Origin of the sequence: Cyanobium sp. Aljojuca 7A6 (assembly GCF_024346455.1) — a bacterium.
Lineage (GTDB): Bacteria > Cyanobacteriota > Cyanobacteriia > PCC-6307 > Cyanobiaceae > Cyanobium.
This window is the reverse complement of the sequence record NZ_JAGQCY010000003.1, coordinates 137,747-156,623: the sequence shown is the minus strand read 5'-3', so window position 1 is coordinate 156,623 and position 18,877 is coordinate 137,747. Positions and strand designations below refer to the sequence as shown.

The window sequence follows — 18,877 nt, the reverse complement described above, 5'->3', positions numbered from 1 at the left end:
GCCCTTCAGGTCAAGCCAGCGCAGCTGATGCGATCTTGTCTGATGCCAGGAGTGGAAGCCACGCCCTAACCATTGTCTCAGCGCAGAAAGCGGGCGAACAGCTCGACGCCCTGTTTGACGAGCCGGGCCAATCGCAGCAGGCAGTGCTGATCACGGGGGGCTCGCTGCACTGCCATTCCCCTCGATGGAGATCTTGAATGGCCATTCAATAGACCCTTCACTTCATCTGGCCTCGATTGCCGGGATCCGCACTTCGATCTTTGATGCCATGGCCACCGAGGTGCCTGAACCAGGCATCAAGCCGCTTTGATGATCTATCTACCCGTGACCTGAGTCCGCCAAGGGCCAGCTGCTCTGGCAACTGAACCTCATCGCCTGGCTGACGCAGACCATGGCAGCAGTGAAGGCAGCGCCCGCCAGTGGCTGGCTCGCCTTCGTTCAGGGGGAGCATCGGTGGCCAGCTCGATCCCCCCATGGCAACCTCGCCTGAGCCGACCTCAGCGCCAGGGAACCCGTTCTGGTGGGGGCGGACTGACCACGGCGCCTGGGGCTCAACGCCCCAACAGATAACGCAGCAGGCTCAGGCCGATCAGCAGCCCCACGCTGATGTTCCAGAGCAGGGCGTCGCGGCTGGAGAGGGCAGCCAGCCAGCCGGGCAGGCGGCCGCGGCGCTGCTCCAGCAGCAGGGTGAAGCCCAGCAGCAGCAGCAGCGGAACCCCCAGGGCAAGCAGCAGCGCAGGTAAGGGGGCCATGGAGGGGCCGCGGCTCAGCCCCCGGGCACGAAGGCCAGGGCCACGCCGTTGTTGCAGTAACGCTTGCCGGTGGGCTTGGGGCCATCGTCGAACACGTGGCCCTGGTGGCCACCGCAGCGGCGGCAGTGGTATTCCGTGCGCGGCAGGATCAGTTTGAAGTCGGTCTTGGTGGCCACCGCCTTGGGCAGGGGTTGCCAGAAGCTGGGCCAGCCGGTGCCGGAGTCGAACTTGGTGGTGGAGGCGAACAACGGCAGACGGCAACCGGCGCAGACGTAGGTGCCGCTGCGCTTCTCGTTGTTGAGCGGGCTGCTGAAGGGGCGCTCGGTGCCCTCGTTCCGCAGCACGGCATAGGCCGCCGGACTCAGGCGCTTCTTCCACTCCGACGAAGTCAGCTGCCAGGCGGGGTCGGTGGCCTTCGCCGCCGCCAGGGCCTTGGAGGCCGGCAGGAAGGGCAGCAGCCCCGCCAGGGGAGCCCCCAGCCGGGCCATCAGTGAGGAGAGGAAACGGCGGCGTTCCATCCGGTTCAGCCCAGCCAGCCGGCGCTCAGCACAACGGCCAGCCCCAGGAAGAGGGCCAGCAGGGTCCAGGTGATGCGGTTGAGGGTGTTCTCGGCGCTGCGGGCGCTGCTGAACATCGAGCCGCCACTGGAGGCCAGGCCTCCCATGCCATCACCCTTGGGGCTGTGGAGCAGCACGGAAATGATCAGCAGGGCGCCGCTGAGCATCCAGAGGGAGGAAACGATGTTCTTGACCATCGCCCAAGACTAGCCGTCCCGGAAGCGGCCCCTCAGGCGCCGAGGGTCTGGGGAATCCTGGCGGCGGGCGCGGAGGCCGGCACCACCAAGGAGACGCCGGTCATGCGGGCCGGCTTGGGCAGACCCAGGATTTCGAGCAAGGTGGGGGCGATATCGGCCAGGCCGCCGTGCTCCCGCAGGCTGATGTCGTTGCCGTGGCCGGCCAGCTTGCGCTTTTCGCCCTCCACCAGGATCACCGGCACCGGATTGGTGGTGTGGGCGGTCCAGGGGAGTCCATCGGGGCCCTGCATGACCTCAGCATTGCCGTGGTCGGCCGTGATCAGCAGGGTGCCACCCATGCGGGTGGTGGCCTCCACCAGCCGGCCCACGCAGCGGTCAACCGTGGCGACGGCTTCGGCCGCGGCCTCCATCTGGCCGGTGTGGCCCACCATGTCGGGGTTGGCGTAGTTGATCACCACCAGGGAATACATCCCCTTGCCGATGGCGGCGATGCAGCTGTCGGTGAGCTTCTCCGCCGACATCGCCGGCGCCTGGTCGTAGGTGGCGACGCGGGGGGAGGGCACCAAGTGCCGGTCTTCACCGGGAAAGGCCTGCTCGATGCCACCATTCATGAAATAGGTGACGTGGGGGTACTTCTCGGTTTCGGCGGTGCGGAACTGCCGCAGGCCGTGCTCGGAGACCACCTGGCCCAGCAGGCCATCGAGGGACTCGGGGGGAAAGGCCACCTGCACGGGCAGGCCCTGCTCGTACTGGGTGAAGGTGACGACGTGGAGGGGGCCGATCCACTGGCGCTGGAAGCCGTCGAAGGCCGGCAGCACCAGGGCCCGCATCAGCTGACGCACCCGGTCGGGGCGGAAGTTGAAGCAGACCAGGCCATCGCCGCTTTCCAGGAGACCCTCAGCGAGGCGCACCGGCTCCAGGAACTCGTCGGTGACGCCCTCGGCGTAGGAGCCCTGCAGCACCTCCTCCGGGGTGAGGGGGCAGATCTCGGCCGGTTCGGTGAGCAGCCGGTAGGCCTTCTCCGTGCGCTCCCAGCGCTGGTCGCGGTCCATGGCCCAGTAGCGGCCGCAGAGGGTGGCGATCCGCCCCACGCCTGCGTCCTCAATCATGGCCTGAATGCGGGCCAGATAGCCGGGCCCCCCGTGGGGGGCGGAGTCACGGCCGTCGGTGACCACGTGGACCAGCACATCGCTGAGGCCGCGGCCGGCCGCCCAGCGCAGCAGCCCGCCGAGATGGTCGACATGGCTGTGGACGCCGCCATCGGAGCAGAGGCCGATCAGATGCAGGGGTCGGCCACTGGCCACCAGGGTGTCGCCCAGGTCGTTGAGGGCCTGATTGCTGGCGATGCTGCCGCTGCGTACGGCTTGGCCGATCCGCACCAGTTCCTGGCGGATGATCCGACCGGAGCCGATGGTGAGGTGACCCACCTCCGAATTGCCCATCTGGTGATCCGGCAGGCCGACGGCGGCACCGCTGGCCTCAATCAAGGTGTGGGGATAGGCCGCCCAAAGGGCATCCATGACAGGCGTATCCGCCTCCCTGACCGCGTTGTGGTCGCTTTCGGGCCTGTAGCCCCAGCCATCAAGGATGGCCAGAACCATCGGGGCGACGGGGGCGGCCGTCTCGCAGGAGACGCGTTCGGCTGTGCCGCTGGCGGACTGCTTCTGGGAGGGAGCTGCTTTCACCAGCGAGAAAATCTGCACGTTTCTACGCATCGCCAACCTACAGCCCTCCTCCCGAATCACCCTCTCGAGACCTGGATGCGTCAGGCTTTGGTTACATGCCATACGTTTAATGGCCAGACCTCAGGCCGGTACGGCCCCGGCCGATCGGCTGGAACTCCTGTCCGCCCAGGACCTGGGACGCACCCTCGACAGGCTCGCCTCCCAGGTTCTGGAGGCGGTTGCCGAAAGCCAGGACCTGGTGCTGCTCGGCATCCCCACCCGGGGTGTAGCCCTGGCACGTGTTCTGGCCGGACGGCTGGAGGCGATCTGCGGCCATCCCATTGCCCACGGCAGCCTCGACCCCACCTTCCACCGCGATGACCTGGAGCGGGTGGGCACCCGGCTGGTGGAAGCCACCCAGCTGCCGGTACCCGTGGATGGCCGTCAGGTGGTGCTCGTCGACGACGTCATCTTCACCGGCCGCACGGTGCGGGCCGCCCTGGAGGCCCTGCAGGCCTGGGGACGCCCCCGCCGGGTGGGGCTGCTGGTGATGGTGGACAGGGGCCACCGGGAAGTGCCGATCCAACCGGATTACTGCGGTCGTGTGGTGCCCACGGCCCGCCACGAGACCATCCAGCTCTGCCTCCAGGCCATCGATGGCGAGGAAGGGGTCTACCTGCTGCGGGACTGAGGTTCGTCGGGCTGGCTGCGGCCGGACTTGAAGGGCCTCAGACGGCGGCCAGTTCATCCTCTCGGAAGTGGGCTCGGAACTTGCCGAAGGCCACCACAACAGGCAGGTTCGGACTGATGGGGCGCCCCTTCCAGTCGTTGAGGACGTTGAACACCTCCCCCTGCTGCCCTTGCATGTCGAAGGCCTCACCGCGGTGCTGGGGGTGGTTGTAGACGACCACGCTGCTGCTCACCTTGACCTGATCACCTGGCTGCATGTCCACCGGGACGCTCTTCGGGGTCATCCTGTCATGGGACTCAGCGCTGGCAGGCGCTCTCGGGCCCGGCCTCGACCACCCGGCCCCCCAGCTCCTTGCAGGCCTCCTGGAACGCCTGCCACTCATCCATGCCGGCGGCGATGCGGCGTTGCACCAGACCATCCAGCTTCTCTCCAGACACGGTATGGGGCAGGGAACCGTGGGTGTCGTGCTCCCGGTCCATGCCCTTGAGCTGGTCAAGACCCTTCTTTACCTCCTGCCGCAGGGGTTCGCTCTGCTGGCGCCACCAGGGATGGTCGATGCGGTTGAGGCTGTCGAGGGCCTCCCACCAGCGCTTCTGCTTCACCAGCAGCGTTGCCCGCTCGAGCTGGGAACGGTTGCGGTTCCAGATCGCCTGGAGATCGTCGCCCATGGAACGGCCATCGTCCTTGCGCTCCTCCCCCAGGGGTGTGAGCGCCGCCAGGGCTCCAGGCAGATCACCGGCCTGGAAGCGGTTCAAGGCCAGGGCCCGCAGCTGGCGCTGCCAGCGGGCGAGCCGCTCGCGGTCGGAGGGGGTGCCGGCCCTGGAGTTGATCACCTGGCGCTGCAGCCGCAGGGCCTCACCCCAGTTCTCCTCGCCCCAGAGCTGGTCGGCCTTGGCCCGCAGGCAACGGCCCCGATCCAAAGGGGTGCGGCCTGGCAGCCAGCTGAGGGCGGCCAGCTGTTCGCTGTAGCGCAGGCAATCGTCGAGACGGCCGGTGGCGGAGGCCTGCTCCAGGCGCACGGGCAGCTGCCGTTCCCACCAGTAGCCAAGACCGATGGCCGCGGCGACCGAACCCAAGGTGATGGCCAGCCAGAAACGCGGAAGTCTGTGCCGGCGAAGGGCCAAGGGGAGGGGGGAGCGGGGCGGGTCTCCACCTTTGTATGCAATGGCAGGCACCGGCGCCCGGTCCCGGGGGCAGCCTGGTCGGCGTCCACCGGCGGTGGGGCCTCAGCGCACCGGGCCGAGCCGTTGCCCCCCCTGGGGGCCGGCGTCAGCGGGGGCCTCCAGGTCGTCGCACTCCACCAGGAGCTGAGCCTCAGCATCAATGTGGAACCGCAGCCGCAGCCGGTCGACGCCACGGCGGCCAGGGGAGGACAGGGGGATGGCCCGCGGCGGCGTGGACCAGGGCCGCACCGGGGCCGCCCCCGCCGGCCGCTCGCGCAGCACCGGCAGCCCCCCCTCAAAGACCACTTCAGCCCGTTCTTCGGGTAGGGGCTCCCCCAGCACCAGTTCCAGCTGGTCCTGACCATCCCTGCTGCAGGCCAGCACCAGCTCCAGGGGCTGCTCCGTGGGCCAGCTCTGGCCGGCCATGAACAGGGGATGCCAGCGGTGGCAGCCGCTGCGCCGATCCCAGCAACGCAGCGACACACCACGGGCCAGCACGTCCCGCACCCGGACACCGGGCGTCAGGGCCAGGGCCCCCAGGGCCACGGCCTCCACGGGCCGCTCGCCACGCAGGGGCACGCCCGGACAGCGGCTCTCCAGCCAGCGGCGAATCAGGGGGATCCGGCTGCTGCCACCCACCGGCAGCACCGCGTCGATGGCGCCCAGCCCCAGTCCCTCCCGACGGGCGGCCGCCAGCACCGCCTCCAGCAGGCCATCAAGCAGTTGCAGCAGGCCCCGCTCTTCCAGCAGCCGCTCAAAGGCCGGCCGGCTCAGGGTCAGTTCACGCAAGGATCCTGCCGTCGCCTGGATCTGCAGGGCCTCGGGGGCCTCACTGAGCTGGCACTTGAGGCGCTCAGCGAGCTGCAGCAGGGCGCCATCAACGGGGACATCCGGGCAGAGGTGGGCCGCAATCCAACGATCAATGTCCCGCCCACCGAGGGCCGCACCTGCCTTGCCGATCACCCGGGCGCAGCGCAAGGTCTGGCTGCTGCGGGTCAGATCCCGGCCCGCGAAGCGCAGCAGCTGGGCAATCGGCGCCGCCCGCCCCTCACCACCCTCCAGAGCCACCAGGGAGAGGTCGATGGTGCCACCGCCCATGTCCACCACCAGCACCCGGCTGCCGGCGGGCAGTCCGGCGCCGATGGCGGCGGCGGTGGGCTCATCCACCAGCACCAGCTCCGGCACGGCCAGATCGCGGCTGGCCCGCTGCAGCCAGGCCCGGTAGCCGCGGTAGGTCTCGATCGGGGCGGTGAGCACCAGCCGCTCCGGCACCATCCCCGGCGGCAGGACCCGCCAGAGCCCCTCCAACAGCAGGGCACCGGCCCGCTCGGCCGTGGGCCAGCCCTCCGGTGGGGCAGGCGTCGGGGCCCCGATGTGCCGCTTGAAATCCCTGCAAAGGCCTGGATGGTCGCTATCGGCCAGGGCCGCCTCCAGCACCTGCCGGCCGATCAGCGGCCGTTCGGCGTCGGCTGTCTCCAGCCACAGCAGGCTGGGCACCACGCAGGGGTCGCCGCAGCTGTAGGGCGGCAGGGGCAGCAGCCGGGGAGGCCCCTGGCTGTCCTGCCAGGCCACCACGGTGGTGCTGCTGCCCAGGTCGATGGCGAGGGTTCCGGGCATGGGTCGTTGGAGGGGGAGCGGTGGCGGTGCAGGGGCGCGGCCAGCCCTCTTCTAGGCCTTGTCCAGGGGGGAAGGGCGGGCCGGGGGGCTGATCTAGGCTGCGGATATTGATAGTCAGGTTTGTATGCCAAACAGCGATCTCAACGCCAAGGAGCTGGCCCAGAGAGGAGAGAGCCTGATTCGGCACTCCAGCAACCGCTACCTGACCACCGTTCGCATCGCTTTCCGGGCCAAGCAACGCCGCTTCGACGATTTCGACGGCCTGCTTGACGACTCCATGATCAAGCCCGTGCAGCGGGCCATCGTCGAACTCAGCGACGAGCAGGACCAGCCCGACCTGCTGCCCGGCTGAGCCGGGCCCATCCCAACCCCTGTGGAGATCGGCGAAGGCCAGGGCTGGCGGCTGGTGGTGGATCCCTCCCGCACCCCCTACACCGCCCTGATCGGAGGAGAGGGCTGGGCCAGCGAGCTCACCGCGGCCGAACTGCTGGCCCTGCAACAGGCCGCCCGTCGGCTGACGCATCAGCACGGCGCCCTCGCGGACACCCTGATGGCGGACGAAGCCATCGACATCGAGCTGGAAGTGCCGATCGGGGATCCCCGGGCCGGCGGCGGTGGATCCCTGTGGCTGGGCCTGCGGGGGGATCGGCAAGGATGGTCGCTGCAGCTCGTACTTGCCCCGGAGCCGGGATCGCGGGGGATCGAAGGGGGCTGGAGCGCCATCGCCAGCGAAGCCTTTGCCGCGGCCCTGGAGCGCCTGAGACCCGCTGAGCAGGACGGCGAGGATCAGGATTGTTGATCGTTGGCGGATTCCGCAACCGTCACCCCTGTTTTGCACCGTTTCTCCCCAGGCGGGTCTCCTCTGGCGTTGCCCCCTTGACTCAGCTGGGGAGAAACGGCGCCGACCGCCGACCTGGCTTGACACAGCGAGGCCGCCACGACGGCGGGAGGACGGCAACGAAGGGGGCAGCTCAAAGCCCCTGCAAGGGCTTATGTCTCAAGTTGGGACCGGGTACCTCTGGCCACAGCCGGGGCCGTTTGACGTTCCCCCTGCGGTGTGGAGAAGTGGCTGACGCGCTGCATGGAGTCCGCAATGGCCCGCCCGAGAACCCTGCCGTTGGACGGGGCCGAGACGCTGGTGAGCCTGCGGGCGGAGGTGCCCGAACCGCTGCTGGAGGCCATGCGTCAGTTCATCGAGTGCCATCCCAACTGGGACCAGTACCGGCTGTTTCAAGCGGCCCTGGCGGGCTTTCTGGTGCAGAACGGCGTCCGCAACCGGGGGGTGACTCGCTGCTACCTGGCCAACCTGTTTCCTGGCCATCAGGGGTTTTCGGCGCCGGCGGCCTGAGGTGGCCTGGGGCGCCTCAGGCGTCCGGTTCCACCCCCAGCAGGGTGAAGATCCGCTCGGCGCTGGCGTCACTCACCGGCAGGATCGAGAGGCGGTTGCCCCGGCGGACCACCACCAGTTCCTCCACCGAGAACTGCACCCGCAGGGCCTCAAGGCTGAGCATCGCCGGGAAGGTGGTGCGATAGGCCAGACGGGCGCAGTCCCAGCGAGGGGCCTCCGGCTTCGAGGCCGGGTCGTAATACTTGGAAGCGGGATCGAACTGGCTGGGATCCACCACCCCCGTTTCGATCACCTCCATCAGACCGACGATGCCGGGGGGACTGGCATTGGAGTGGTAGAAGAAGGCGCGATCACCGATCTGCATCGCCCGCATGAAGTTGCGGGCCTGGTAATTGCGGATCCCGTCCCAGAGGGTGGTGCCCTCCGCCTGCAGGTGCTGGATGCCGTAGACATCCGGCTCGCTCTTCATCAACCACCAGGCCATGGATGTTCGGTCTCAGAGGGCCAGCACCAGCCGGCGGAAGTGATCGCCGCGGGCTTCGAAGCTGGTGTACTGGTCGAAGCTGGCACAGGCCGGGGACAGCAACACCCCCTGGCAGCCGAGCTCGGGAGCCAGGGAGGCGGCCAGGGCCACGGCGGCCTCCAGATCCTCCACCTGCCGACCCACCCCGCCGTAGCCACTGGCGTGCAGCAGGCCACCGAATTCCTCCCGGGCGGCGCCGTAGAGCACCACCGCCGCCGCCCGCTCCTGGAGCCGCTCCAGCCAGGCCGCCGCATCCCCCTGCTTCGACTGGCCACCGGCCAGCACAACCAACGGTCCCTCCAGGGCCCGCAGGGCCACCTCGGCGGCGTCGTAGTTGGTGGCCTTGCTGTCGTTGAACCAGGTGATGCCGTTCAGCTGGCGCAGGCGCTCCAGCCGATGGGGCACGCCGGGGAAACAGCGGCAGGCCGCCTCCATCGCCGCCGGCTCCAGCCCGGCATGGAGCCCCACCGCCACCGCCAGCAGCAGGTTCTGGCGGTTGTGGGCCCCGGGCATCGCCAGGGCGCTGGCTGGGAACAAGGGACCCTGGCGCCCCTGCACCAGGTCGTGCTCATCGATCCAGAGCAGGGGATCCATCCCGGCCGGCAGGGCCTCCCTGGGTCCGGCGGTGATCCAGTCCGCGTGATCCCAGGTGTCCGCGTGGCGGCGCAGGTCGGGGTCGTCGGCGTTGAGGATGCGGACGCGTGAATGCTCCAGCAGCCGCCGCTTGATGGCCCGGTAGGCGGTCAGGGTGCCGTGGCGCTCCAGGTGGTCGGGAGTGAGGGTGGTCCAGACACCGATGGCGGGAGCGACGGCCGGGGCAGCCTCCAGCTGGTAACTGCTGAGTTCCACCACCAGCCAATCGGGGCGGGGGCCGTCCTCCAGACGCCGCTGCAGCACCACCTCAGCGGCGGAGATGCCGACATTGCCGCAGAGCGGCGCGTCCCTGCCACCGTGCTCCAGCAGGTGGTGCACCAGGCAGGTGACGGTGGTCTTGCCGTTGGTGCCGGTGATGCCGATCCAGGGCACGTCGCGGCTGGCCTGCCAGGCGGGCACGATCTCCCCCTGCACCTGCACCCCCCGGGAGCGCAGCTCCTCCAGCACCGGATGGTTCCAGGCAATGCCCGGGCTCACCACCACCGCCGACGGCGGCAGCGGCAAGGCGTAGAACGCCTCGACGCTGAGGGGAACCCCCAGGTGCGCCGCAATGGACTCGCTCTCCAGCTCGGCGGCCCGGGCACGAAGGTCTGGAGAGTCGCCGCTCTCGATCACCACCACCGTCTCGCCGCGAGCGTGAAGCAAACGGGCGGCCCCCAGTCCCGAACGACCGAGTCCCACAACCACCGTGCAGGACAGAGGTGGGACGGCCTCGGTGGGGCTCACGCTGGCAGGCTCACAGGCACGATCGGCTGAGGGTAGCAGCGAAGCGAACGAGGATTGAATGCCTGCAGATTCAGGGGTATTAAATAGAACTTAAATGGGCGATACTGGAATCGAACCAGTGACTCCTACCGTGTCAAGGTAGTGCTCTACCTCTGAGCTAATCGCCCGTTGCCGGGGTCACTGAGGTGCAAGGAAAACGACAGCTATCTCGATAGAGATCGAAACGGGATGTCGTCCGCGACTTCACCAACGGGAAATCCGTTGGATCGGCTACTTCCTAGGGCTTTTCCTACTCGCCGGCCTTCCCTCCTGTCAACTTGAGGTCCCAGCGTCTCAATGGCGCTCCATCCGGACCCGGAAGCGCTCCCGCTTGGTGGGATCGATCGCCAACACCTGCAACTCCCCCCGCCCCTCCAACTGGACCCGCGTGCCCACGGCCAGCGGCTGGCTGGGGCTGCTGACCACGCGCCAGTCGATGCGAACGGCCCCCTGGCGGATCAGGGTGGCCATGCGGTTACGTGACAGACCGAAACCGGCCGAGGCCAGGGCATCCAGCCGCAGGGAAGCTTCCACGGTGGTCAGCTGGCGGGGCAGGCGCTGGGCCGGCAGCTGCAGCACCTCGATGGGCCTGGCCTCGAAGCGCACAGACACCGTGCGCACCAGGCCCTCCCCCCCATCCAGCCGCCCGGCCAGGGCCGCGGAGACGATGGCCTGAGCGCCCCGATCGCCCCGCAGCCACAGATCACCCCGCTCCGCCGCGCTGGCACCGGCGTGGGCCAGTCCATCGACCATGTCGGTCGCGGAGGCGGGATCGAAAAGGAAATTGCCGCTGATCTCCAGCCCCATCAGATCAGGGGGGGTGGGCTTCTGTCCCGCCCGTGCCAGCAGCAGGCAGCGGCGCTCGGCGCCGGGGTGCCCGCCGTCGCTGGCGAGGCTCAGCTCACTGAGAGACCCGAGCCTGGCCTCGGCCTCCTCCCGCAGCGAGGCGTCAAGAAAACCACTGACCTGGGGCTCCCAGGTGCGCAGGGCCGTTTCCGCCAGGCTGAACAGGCCCTCAAGGGCCTCAGGGTGGCGATTTCCGTCCAGCAAGTCCCGTCGTGGAAGCATGGCGCCAGGGCTCAGGTGTCATCCAGCCGCACAACCGCCTTCGGTTGTGCCAGCTGGATGGTGCTCCAGGGGATCTCCCTCCCGGCGGGCACCTCCAGCAGCAGCAGCCAGCAGCCCTCCTCGAGCCGGTTGCGCAGAACTCGGATGCGATCGTCCTCCTCGGAGCTGACGCTGGCGGCGGCGGCGAAGCTGCCCATCCAGCCGGAGCCCATGCCCAGCAGGCCGCCGATCAGCGGCTCCCCATAGGCCCCGGCGAAGCTGAAGGTGTGCAGATCCGTGATCTGGGTGAAGGTGAGACCAGCCAGGAAGCCGAAGGGCAGCAACCAGCGCACCAGCGACTGCTGCCGTCGCCGCCGGGCCGTGGCCGGATCCAGTCGCTCGACGTCCGACATGGTCGCTTCACCGCTGCCGATCGCCAGCACCCGGGTCAGGGCCGGCTGAAGCGCCAGTAATCGATCCCGCAGCGCCTGCAGGCGATCGCGATCGTCCAACACGACCACCACACTCACTGACATGGGCTCGTCTCCGCACCGCTCTCTACACTGCACCTCCGGCCTGCCCCTCTGGGGGCGTACCCACCGCCCCCCGCACCGCTGCCGGACATGACGAAGGTTCTGGTCTCCGATCCCATCGACCAGGCGGGGATTGACATCCTCTCCCAGGTGGCCCAAGTGGACGTGCGAACGGGTCTCAGCCCGGAGCAGCTGGTGGGCTGCATCGGCGCGTACGACGGCCTGATGATCCGCTCCGGCACCCAGGTGACCGCCGAGGTGATCGAGGCTGCCAGCCAGCTGCGCATCATCGGCCGGGCCGGCGTCGGGGTCGACAACGTCGATGTGCCAGCCGCCACAAGGCGCGGGGTCATCGTCGTGAATTCTCCAGAAGGCAACACGATCGCCGCCGCCGAGCATGCCCTGGCGCTGATGCTCTCTCTCTCGCGACACGTGCCCCACGCCCACGCCAGCACCATGGCCGGCGGCTGGGACCGCAAGACCTACGTGGGCAACGAGCTTTACAAGAAAACCCTGGGCGTGGTCGGGCTCGGCAAGATCGGCTCCCACGTCGCCCGTGTCGCCCGGGCCCTGGGCATGGACGTGGCCGCCTACGACCCGTTCATCTCCGCCGAGCGGGCCCAGCTGCTGCAGGTGCGCCTGCTGGCCCTGCCCCAGCTGTTCGCCGAAGCCGACTACATCAGCCTGCACCTGCCCCGCACCCCGGACACCGAGAACCTGGTCAACGCCGCGCTGCTGGCCACGATGAAGCCCACCGCCCGGCTGGTGAACTGCGCCCGCGGCGGCATCATCGATGAAAAGGCCCTGGCCGAGGCGGTGGACAACCGGGTGATCGCCGGCGCCGCGATCGACGTGTTTGCCAAAGAACCTCTGGCCGCCGATTCGCCGCTGCGGTTGGTCAAGGAGCGGCTGATCCTCACCCCCCACCTGGGGGCCTCCACGGAGGAAGCCCAGGAGAACGTGGCCATTGACGTGGCCGAGCAGATCCGGGACGTGCTGCTGGGCCTGCCGGCCCGCAGCGCCGTCAACATCCCCGGCCTCACCGCCGAGGTGATGGAACAGCTGAAACCCCACCTGCAACTGGCCGAAACCCTCGGCCTGCTGCTCAGCCAGCTGGCCAGTGGCCAGATCAGCGAACTGGAGGTGCGGTTGCAGGGGGAATTCGCCTCCCACCCGGCCCAGCCCCTGGTGGTGGCGGCCCTCAAGGGCATCCTCTCGGCCGCCCTGGGCGACAGCATCAACTACGTCAACGCCAGCCTGGAGGCCAAGGAACGCGGCATCCACGTGCTTGAGGTGAAGGACGATGCCAGCCGCGACTTCGCCGGCGGTTCCCTCCAGCTGAGCTCCCGTAGCCCCCGCGGTAACCACAGCGTCACCGGCGCGGTGTTCACCGACGGGGAACTGCGCATCACCACCATCGACGAGTTCCCGGTGAACGTGACGCCGAGCCGTCACATGCTCTTCACCCGCCACCGGGACATGCCCGGCATCATCGGAGAACTGGGCTCCCTGCTCGGCGAGCACAACGTCAACATCGCCTCGATGCAGGTGGGGCGACGCATCGTGCGGGGCGACGCCGTGATGGTGCTGAGCCTCGACGACCCGATTCCCCCCAGCCTGCTGGCGGTGATCCACGACATCAACGGCATCCAGGCCGCCCATCCGGTCACCCTCTGATGGGCCTGGTCTGGTGGCGGCTGGAGATGGCCGCCCCTGCCGAACTGGAGGAATCCCTGCTCTGGAAGCTGCCGCTCCTTGGGGTGCCTCGGGTGGCCCTGCAGCATCCCCCCGAGGCCCCGGAGCGTCGCCAGCTGCTGGCCTGGCTGCCCGAAAGCGACTGGCCCGCCGACCAGCGGCTGGAGCTGGAGCGGGCCCTGGCCCCCCTGGGGCAACCCTTCAATCTGGCACTGCCGCCGATCCGTTGGCACCGCCAGGACGATGAGGACTGGAGCCTGAGCTGGAAGAGTCACTGGCAGCCCGATCCGGTGGGCAAGCGGCTGCTGGTGCTGCCGGCCTGGCTGGATGTGCCGCCGGAGCAGGCCGGGCGCCTGGTGATCCGCATCGATCCGGGCAGCGCCTTCGGCACCGGCAGCCATCCGACCACCCGCCTCTGCCTGGAGGCGCTCGAAGCCCTGGCCGGCGAACGGGAGCTGGCCGGCCTGGGGCCGGGGCTGCGGGGGCTGCGGGTGGCCGATCTGGGCTGCGGCAGCGGCATCCTGGGCCTGGCCGCCCTGCGGCTGGGGGCGGCGACCGTGGCGGCCGCCGACACCGACCCCCTGGCGGAGCGGGCGACCCGGGAGAACGCCGCCCTGAACGGCCTGGACGGCGCGCAGGCGCTGACGGTGACCACCGGATCGGCGGAGGCCCTCTCGGAGCTGCTGGAGGGACGCGGCGCCGATCTCTTGCTCTGCAACATTCTGGCGCCGGTGATCGAGGCCTTGATTCCCTGCTTTCCGCGCCTGCTGGGCCCCGGCGGGGTGGGCCTGCTCAGCGGTCTGCTGGTGGATCAGGCCCCTGGCCTGGAGCGGGATCTGCGGGCCGCGGGCTGGAAGGTGGAACAGCGGGTCGAACAGGACCGCTGGGGCCTGCTGCGGATCCGTTCGGCATCGGATGTTGCATAAGGCACGCTGATCTGTGTCCTGGCTTTGATTGGCCTTCCCGGCCTGCGAGGCCAAGATCGCCGGGAAAGCCCCCTGTCGGATGTAGGAAGGGCGGGTCCTACAGGCCCTGGCTGCCGGGTGTCTGTGAGCTCCAATCTCTTCCATGGCTTCCTACAAGGTCACCCTCGTCAACGAGAGCGAGGGGCTGAACAAGACCATCGAGGTTCCTGACGACCAGTACATCCTCGACGCCGCCGAAGAGCAGGGCATTGATCTGCCCTACTCCTGCCGCGCCGGCGCCTGCTCCACCTGCGCTGGCAAGCTCACCGCCGGCACCGTCGACCAGTCAGACCAAAGCTTCCTCGACGACGACCAGATCGAGGCCGGCTTCGTCCTCACCTGCGTGGCCTACCCCACCTCCGACTGCACCATCAAGACCCACACCGAAGAAGAGCTCTACTGAGCTCCTCGCCGGGCGATTCGCGCGGATCGCCCCTTGAACCCTGTGTTCTTCTCCGCCACCCTCAGGGGTGGCTTTTTCATGTCACTCCAGGTGGACACCGTGCTGGCCTCCGGCAGCGAGCATCCCAGCCCCGGCGGCCAGTACAGCTACCGGGTCCTGGGGCCCTGCTGTCGCCTGTTCGATCGGGAAGAACTGCCCTGGCCCTGTTGCCGCCTGGCCTGGCGCAGCAAGGAACCCAGCTGGCGCCGCGTTGGCCGCCGCTTCGTGCCAGACCTGGCCGCCCGCCGCTGCCCCTCCTACGCCGTGGAGCTGCTCCAGCCGGGGTCCAGGCCTACCCGCACCATCATCACCCTGTTCCCCCAGCGGCTGGCCCCCGGCCTGCAGGAGTGGTGGTACAGCAAGCTGCCTGGGTCCCTGGAAGCCGGCAACCTGGTGCCTCCAGACCCGGCAGCCTGAGTCTCCCCCTCCCTGTCAGGCCATGAAAAAGCCGGCCAGCGCTGGGCTGCCGGCTGGAGAGTGCTAACGGCTCAGAAGTAGATCTTGCCGCCGCCCCACTGGATCCCCTGGACCTTGGGGGCCACCAGGATGTAGCCGGCGATCAGGCGCAGGTCCTCGTCGTCCAGGTCGCGCATCTTCACGAACACATCGCTGCTGCGCAGGCTGGGATGCACGTCGGAAATGCTGTACTCCCCGTCGTAGGAGGTCGGGTCCTTCATGTAATCAACCAGGGCATCGACCGAATCCCGGGGCGGGGTGGCCAGGGCGAGGGTCTCAGGATCCAGACCGACGTTCTGGTTGGTCTTGGTGATGCCACCGGCGTGGCAGGTGCCGCAGCTGTCGTTGAAGAGCTTGCGGCCGCTCTTGACCTCCTTCTCTGTGAAGGTCACCAGGCTGCCGTCAGGAGACACCGGCACGGTGAGGTCGTCGGCGCTCCATTGGGCCGCTGCCGCGGGACCCGCGAAGCAGACCAGCAGGGCCAGGGGAAGGATCAGCACGGTCCGGGCGATGGCACGGCCAACGGCACGGCGAACAGCTGAAAAGGGGGCGGCTGAGAGAAAGAGGGGGGCCATGGAAGAAGCCGGCGAAATGGCGGTGGGACCGCAACTGAGACCTTGTATCACGGGCGATGGGTCCCCCGGAACCGAATCACGTGAACTGTTGCAGGCTCAGCCCGCCTCCCCCACCTCAAGGCTGAGGAAGTCCCTGGCCACAAGCGTCTCGGGGAAGATGGCCCGGGCCTCAGCCACCAGGTCGTCGGGGGTCATGGGATTCCCTGCCACGTAGCGGGGGCTGAGGTGGGTGAGCACCAGCCGCTTCACCCCCGCCTCCAGGGCGGTCTGGGCGGCCATGGTGCTGGTGGAGTGCTGGCGGGCGATGGCCAGCTCCGCCTCACCATGGGAAAAGGTGGATTCATGGATCAGCAGGTCGGCGCCCCGGGCCAGGGCCACCGCCGCCTCGCTGAACACGGTGTCGGTGCAGTAGACGACGCTGCGGCCTGGCCGGGGCGGCCCGCACAGGGCGTCACCGCGGATCACCCGGCCGTCGTCGAGGGTGACGCTGCGACCGGCCTTGAGCTCCCCATAGACCGGGCCGGGGGGAACGCCCAGGGCCTTGGCCCGCTCCACGTCGAAGCGGCCGGGCCGCGGCTTCTGATCCACCCGGTAGGCGTAGGCCGGGACCCGGTGGGTGAGGGCCGTGCAGCGCACCGTGATGTCGTCGTCATCGAGCACCAGGCTGCCGCGGGCGGCGGCCTCCTTCACCCGGTGGGTGCGCAGGGGGTAGCCGATGCGGGTGGAGGAGGTGCGCATCACCCCCTCCAAATAGTCCCGCAGGGGATCCGGTCCGTAGAGATCGATCCCGCCACAGCTGCCGGCCAGGCCGAGGCTGGCCAGGAGTCCGGGCAGACCAAAGACGTGGTCACCGTGCATGTGGGTGACGAAGATGCGGCGCAGCTGCGACACCCGCAGCTCGCTGCGCAGGAACTGGTGCTGCGTTCCCTCGCCGCAATCGAACAACCACAGCTCGGCCCGCTGGGGCAGACGCAGGGCGACGGCAGAAACGTTGCGGGCGCGGGTGGGAACACCAGAACTGGTTCCCAGAAAGGTGACCTGCACAACCCGGAGGCCTCAACGCGCATGCTGCCACGCCGCCAGCCGGTCTGGTGGCCGGCGCCGTAGCCATCGCCGACAGAGCCGTCCAGAATGACCCGTTGTCGCTCGCGCGCACTCGTGTCCCTGCTCCGCTTCGGATGGCGCGCTGGTCTGCCCCTGGCGCTGATCCCAGCCGCCTTGGCGGCGCCGGTCCCCATGCAGGCCAGGGCGCCGATCCCTGTGGTGCGGGTGCTGCTCCAGGAAGCCCCCAGCCTGGAGCTGGAGGCCGGCAGCGCCGCCCTGCGCCTGGGCGACAGCGCTGGCCGTACCCTGCTGGAACTGGCACCAGGGGACCGGCTGCAGTTGGTCCGCAACGGCGCGGCCCTGGAAGCGAGGCTTCTGGGTTCCTCCGGAGCGCCCCGGCGGCTGGCCCTGCCGTCGGGTCAGGCCTGGATCGATCCCGCCCCGGGTCAGGGCGGTGGCAGCGAGGCCTTACTGACCCTGCAGCAACGCCGTTACCGCGGCCGGCTGCTGGTGCGCAGCGAGGGCGATCGGCTGCAGGCGATCAACCTGATTGACGTCGAGAGCTACCTGCCCAGCGTTGTGGGCAGCGAGATGCCGGCCAGCTGGCCGCAGGCGGCCCTTCGGGCCCAGGCGGTGGCGGCCCGCACCTACGCCCTGCGCCATCGCCGGCCCGCCGCCCCCTTCGACCTCAAGGCCACAGTGACCAGCCAGGTCTACAAGGGGGTGGAAGCCGAAACCGACTCCACCCGTGAAGCCGTGCGCAGCACCCGCTCCCAGGTGCTGGTGCACGGTTCCGCCCTGATCAACGCCGTCTTCCACAGCAGCAGTGGCGGCCTGACGGAAAACAGCGGTGAGATCTGGCGCCAGCAGCTCCCCTATCTGGTGAGCGTTCCCGATTTCGACCAGGCCAGCCCGGTCCATGCCTGGCAGCTTCGCATCGAGCCCGAAAGACTCGCCAGGGCCTTTCGGGAAATCGACGGCGCCTTCCGCATTGAGGTGCTCTCCACCACCAGCTCCGGGCGCATCCGCCAGGCCCGGGTGACGGGACCCGGTGGCTCGCTGCTGCTCACAGGCCCCGAGCTGCGTCAGCGGCTGGGCCTGCGCAGCACCCTCGCCCGCTTCGACTTCGAGGCCCCCAGGGCCAACCCGTTCCCTCCCCCACTGCCCTCCCTCCAGGGCGTGTTCACCCCCGAAGGGATCCGCTCCCTGGCCTCCGGCCTGCTGCAGGCCCCCTGGCAGGCCCCCCGGCAGCCGGCCGCGCCGACGCTGCTGGTGAGCGGCCGCGGCTATGGCCACGGCGTGGGCATGAGCCAGTGGGGTGCCCACGGCCTGGCCCTGCGCGGGGATGATTATCGCCAGATCCTTCATCACTTTTATCAAGGGGCCAGGATCCTCCCCTACTCCTCCCTTTGAGGCACGGCGCCCCCACCACCTGCCGCGCCATCACGCCCCTCGTGCTGGCCGATGCGGCGGCGGTGGCCGAGCGGGTGGCGGCCCTGCTGCTGGCGGACCGGCTGCGCCCGCAGTTCCCCCTTGGCTTGGCCACTGGACGCACCATGGCGCCGGTGTACGCGGCCCTGGCCCGACGGCTGGATCGGCTGGAGCCCGCCCAGGCCGCCAGGGTGCGGCACACCTGGTGCAGCTTCAACCTGGACGAGTACGTGGGGCTGGCGCCCCAGGATCCCGCCTCCTTCGCCGCCACCATGGCCCGCCAACTGGTGGGGCCCCTCGGCCTGGCCCCTGAGCGGGTGCAACTCCCCGATGGACAGGCCGCCGATCCGAAGGCCGAAGCCCGTCGCTATGGCGCGGCCGTCGCCGCGGCCGGCGGCATCGGTCTGCAACTGCTGGGCCTGGGACTCAACGGCCACGTGGGCTTCAACGAACCCCCCTCGGACCCTGGGATGGCCTGCCACTGCGTGACACTCAGCAGCCACACCCGCCGCCAGAACGCCGGCGCCTTCGGGGGGGACCCCGACGCCGTTCCCGAGCAAGCCATCACCCTGGGACTGGCCGAGATCCTCTCGGCCCGCCGGGTGCTGCTGGTGGTCACCGGCGCCGAGAAGGCGGCCATCCTGCGCCGTGCCCTCCAGGAGCCCCCCACAGCGGAGCTGCCCGCCAGCTGGTTGCAGCACCATCCCGCCCTCACCGTGATCGCCGACGCCGACGCCATGGGCTGAGACGAAAACGGC

General features: G+C 69.3%; 23 protein-coding genes and 1 tRNA gene. 10 read left to right on the top strand and 14 right to left on the bottom strand.

What is annotated here, in order from left to right; genetic code table 11:
- Positions 1–551: 551 nt before the first annotated feature.
- From KBY95_RS04095 to gpmI, 4 genes are read right to left on the bottom strand one after another with little or no spacing between them, the layout of a single operon-like run.
- Positions 552–752 carry a hypothetical protein gene (locus KBY95_RS04095; RefSeq protein WP_254963519.1) on the bottom strand — a complete coding sequence of 67 codons (201 nt, stop codon included), beginning with the start codon at positions 750–752 and terminating at the stop codon, positions 552–554.
- 14 nt (positions 753–766) lie between these two features.
- Positions 767–1,270 (bottom strand): peptide-methionine (R)-S-oxide reductase MsrB, encoded by a 504-nt coding sequence (gene msrB / locus KBY95_RS04090; protein ID WP_254963517.1) that lies wholly within the window; start codon positions 1,268–1,270, stop codon positions 767–769.
- Positions 1,271–1,275: 5 nt separating this feature from the next.
- Positions 1,276–1,506 (bottom strand): preprotein translocase subunit SecG, encoded by a 231-nt coding sequence (secG, locus tag KBY95_RS04085; protein WP_254953377.1) that lies wholly within the window; start codon positions 1,504–1,506, stop codon positions 1,276–1,278.
- 32 nt (positions 1,507–1,538) lie between these two features.
- On the bottom strand, positions 1,539–3,107 hold the full coding sequence (gene gpmI / locus KBY95_RS04080; protein ID WP_254963718.1) for a 2,3-bisphosphoglycerate-independent phosphoglycerate mutase: 1,569 nt from the start codon (positions 3,105–3,107) through the stop codon (positions 1,539–1,541).
- A 193-nt stretch (positions 3,108–3,300) separates the two neighbouring features.
- On the opposite strand from gpmI, the gene pyrR reads away from it, so the two are divergent.
- Positions 3,301–3,861 carry a bifunctional pyr operon transcriptional regulator/uracil phosphoribosyltransferase PyrR gene (pyrR, locus tag KBY95_RS04075; RefSeq protein ID WP_254963515.1) on the top strand — a complete coding sequence of 187 codons (561 nt, stop codon included), beginning with the start codon at positions 3,301–3,303 and terminating at the stop codon, positions 3,859–3,861.
- Between the two features lie 37 nt (positions 3,862–3,898).
- Here pyrR and KBY95_RS04070 read toward each other — a convergent pair whose 3' ends face one another.
- The 3 genes from KBY95_RS04070 to KBY95_RS04060 all read right to left on the bottom strand — a co-directional run bounded on the left by KBY95_RS04070 (position 3,899) and on the right by KBY95_RS04060 (position 6,641).
- Positions 3,899–4,117: a ferredoxin-thioredoxin reductase variable chain gene (locus KBY95_RS04070; protein WP_254963717.1), complete on the bottom strand. Its 219-nt coding sequence runs from the start codon at positions 4,115–4,117 to the stop codon at positions 3,899–3,901.
- A 40-nt stretch (positions 4,118–4,157) separates the two neighbouring features.
- A complete protein-coding gene (locus KBY95_RS04065; protein WP_315858888.1) occupies positions 4,158–4,937 on the bottom strand; it encodes a hypothetical protein in 780 nt (259 codons plus the stop codon).
- Between the two features lie 150 nt (positions 4,938–5,087).
- Entirely contained in the window at positions 5,088–6,641 is a 1,554-nt protein-coding gene (locus KBY95_RS04060; protein ID WP_254963511.1) for an Hsp70 family protein, read from the bottom strand.
- Between the two features lie 124 nt (positions 6,642–6,765).
- Here KBY95_RS04060 and KBY95_RS04055 point away from each other — a divergent pair, with 124 nt between their 5' ends.
- The 3 genes from KBY95_RS04055 to KBY95_RS04045 all read left to right on the top strand — a co-directional run bounded on the left by KBY95_RS04055 (position 6,766) and on the right by KBY95_RS04045 (position 7,989).
- The gene (locus KBY95_RS04055) at positions 6,766–6,993 is read left to right on the top strand and encodes a DNA-directed RNA polymerase subunit omega (RefSeq protein WP_254953384.1); all 228 of its coding nucleotides are present in this window, start codon (positions 6,766–6,768) and stop codon (positions 6,991–6,993) included.
- A 21-nt stretch (positions 6,994–7,014) separates the two neighbouring features.
- Entirely contained in the window at positions 7,015–7,440 is a 426-nt protein-coding gene (locus KBY95_RS04050) for a DUF1818 family protein (protein WP_254963509.1), read from the top strand.
- A 294-nt stretch (positions 7,441–7,734) separates the two neighbouring features.
- Positions 7,735–7,989 carry a DUF2811 domain-containing protein gene (locus KBY95_RS04045; RefSeq protein WP_254963507.1) on the top strand — a complete coding sequence of 85 codons (255 nt, stop codon included), beginning with the start codon at positions 7,735–7,737 and terminating at the stop codon, positions 7,987–7,989.
- A 16-nt stretch (positions 7,990–8,005) separates the two neighbouring features.
- Here KBY95_RS04045 and KBY95_RS04040 read toward each other — a convergent pair whose 3' ends face one another.
- The 5 genes from KBY95_RS04040 to KBY95_RS04020 form a co-directional block, all read right to left on the bottom strand.
- A complete protein-coding gene (locus KBY95_RS04040; RefSeq protein WP_254963505.1) occupies positions 8,006–8,473 on the bottom strand; it encodes an EVE domain-containing protein in 468 nt (155 codons plus the stop codon).
- A 12-nt stretch (positions 8,474–8,485) separates the two neighbouring features.
- Positions 8,486–9,892 (bottom strand): UDP-N-acetylmuramoyl-L-alanine--D-glutamate ligase, encoded by a 1,407-nt coding sequence (gene murD, locus KBY95_RS04035; protein ID WP_254963504.1) that lies wholly within the window; start codon positions 9,890–9,892, stop codon positions 8,486–8,488.
- Between the two features lie 95 nt (positions 9,893–9,987).
- Positions 9,988–10,059, bottom strand: a tRNA-Val gene (locus KBY95_RS04030).
- Positions 10,060–10,225: 166 nt separating this feature from the next.
- On the bottom strand, positions 10,226–10,999 hold the full coding sequence (locus KBY95_RS04025; protein ID WP_254963503.1) for a photosystem II S4 domain protein: 774 nt from the start codon (positions 10,997–10,999) through the stop codon (positions 10,226–10,228).
- Positions 11,000–11,010: 11 nt separating this feature from the next.
- Positions 11,011–11,514: a hypothetical protein gene (locus tag KBY95_RS04020; protein WP_254963502.1), complete on the bottom strand. Its 504-nt coding sequence runs from the start codon at positions 11,512–11,514 to the stop codon at positions 11,011–11,013.
- A gap of 87 nt (positions 11,515–11,601) precedes the next feature.
- Between KBY95_RS04020 and serA the strand changes: the two genes are divergently transcribed.
- From serA to KBY95_RS04000, 4 genes are all read left to right on the top strand, one after another.
- Positions 11,602–13,188 carry a phosphoglycerate dehydrogenase gene (serA, locus tag KBY95_RS04015; RefSeq protein ID WP_254963500.1) on the top strand — a complete coding sequence of 529 codons (1,587 nt, stop codon included), beginning with the start codon at positions 11,602–11,604 and terminating at the stop codon, positions 13,186–13,188.
- The gene (prmA, locus tag KBY95_RS04010; protein ID WP_254963498.1) at positions 13,188–14,132 is read left to right on the top strand and encodes a 50S ribosomal protein L11 methyltransferase; all 945 of its coding nucleotides are present in this window, start codon (positions 13,188–13,190) and stop codon (positions 14,130–14,132) included. The genes serA and prmA overlap by 1 nt, the downstream gene beginning before the upstream one ends.
- A 142-nt stretch (positions 14,133–14,274) precedes the next feature.
- On the top strand, positions 14,275–14,574 hold the full coding sequence (locus tag KBY95_RS04005; RefSeq protein WP_094585612.1) for a ferredoxin: 300 nt from the start codon (positions 14,275–14,277) through the stop codon (positions 14,572–14,574).
- A 78-nt stretch (positions 14,575–14,652) separates the two neighbouring features.
- Positions 14,653–15,030, top strand: a complete 378-nt coding sequence (locus tag KBY95_RS04000; RefSeq protein ID WP_254963715.1) for a hypothetical protein — start codon at positions 14,653–14,655, stop codon at positions 15,028–15,030.
- Between the two features lie 71 nt (positions 15,031–15,101).
- Here the strand turns inward: KBY95_RS04000 and psbV are convergent, their stop codons facing one another.
- Together psbV and rnz are read right to left on the bottom strand one after the other, a co-directional pair.
- Positions 15,102–15,644, bottom strand: coding sequence for a photosystem II cytochrome c-550 (gene psbV / locus KBY95_RS03995; protein WP_254963496.1), 543 nt, complete (start codon positions 15,642–15,644; stop codon positions 15,102–15,104).
- A gap of 96 nt (positions 15,645–15,740) precedes the next feature.
- The gene (rnz, locus tag KBY95_RS03990; RefSeq protein ID WP_254963494.1) at positions 15,741–16,688 is read right to left on the bottom strand and encodes a ribonuclease Z; all 948 of its coding nucleotides are present in this window, start codon (positions 16,686–16,688) and stop codon (positions 15,741–15,743) included.
- A gap of 114 nt (positions 16,689–16,802) precedes the next feature.
- Between rnz and KBY95_RS03985 the strand changes: the two genes are divergently transcribed.
- Both KBY95_RS03985 and KBY95_RS03980 read left to right on the top strand, forming a co-directional pair.
- Entirely contained in the window at positions 16,803–18,101 is a 1,299-nt protein-coding gene (locus KBY95_RS03985; RefSeq protein ID WP_254963493.1) for a SpoIID/LytB domain-containing protein, read from the top strand.
- On the top strand, positions 18,098–18,865 hold the full coding sequence (locus tag KBY95_RS03980) for a glucosamine-6-phosphate deaminase (RefSeq protein WP_254963492.1): 768 nt from the start codon (positions 18,098–18,100) through the stop codon (positions 18,863–18,865). The genes KBY95_RS03985 and KBY95_RS03980 overlap by 4 nt, the downstream gene beginning before the upstream one ends.
- The last annotated feature ends 12 nt before the right edge of the window (positions 18,866–18,877 follow it).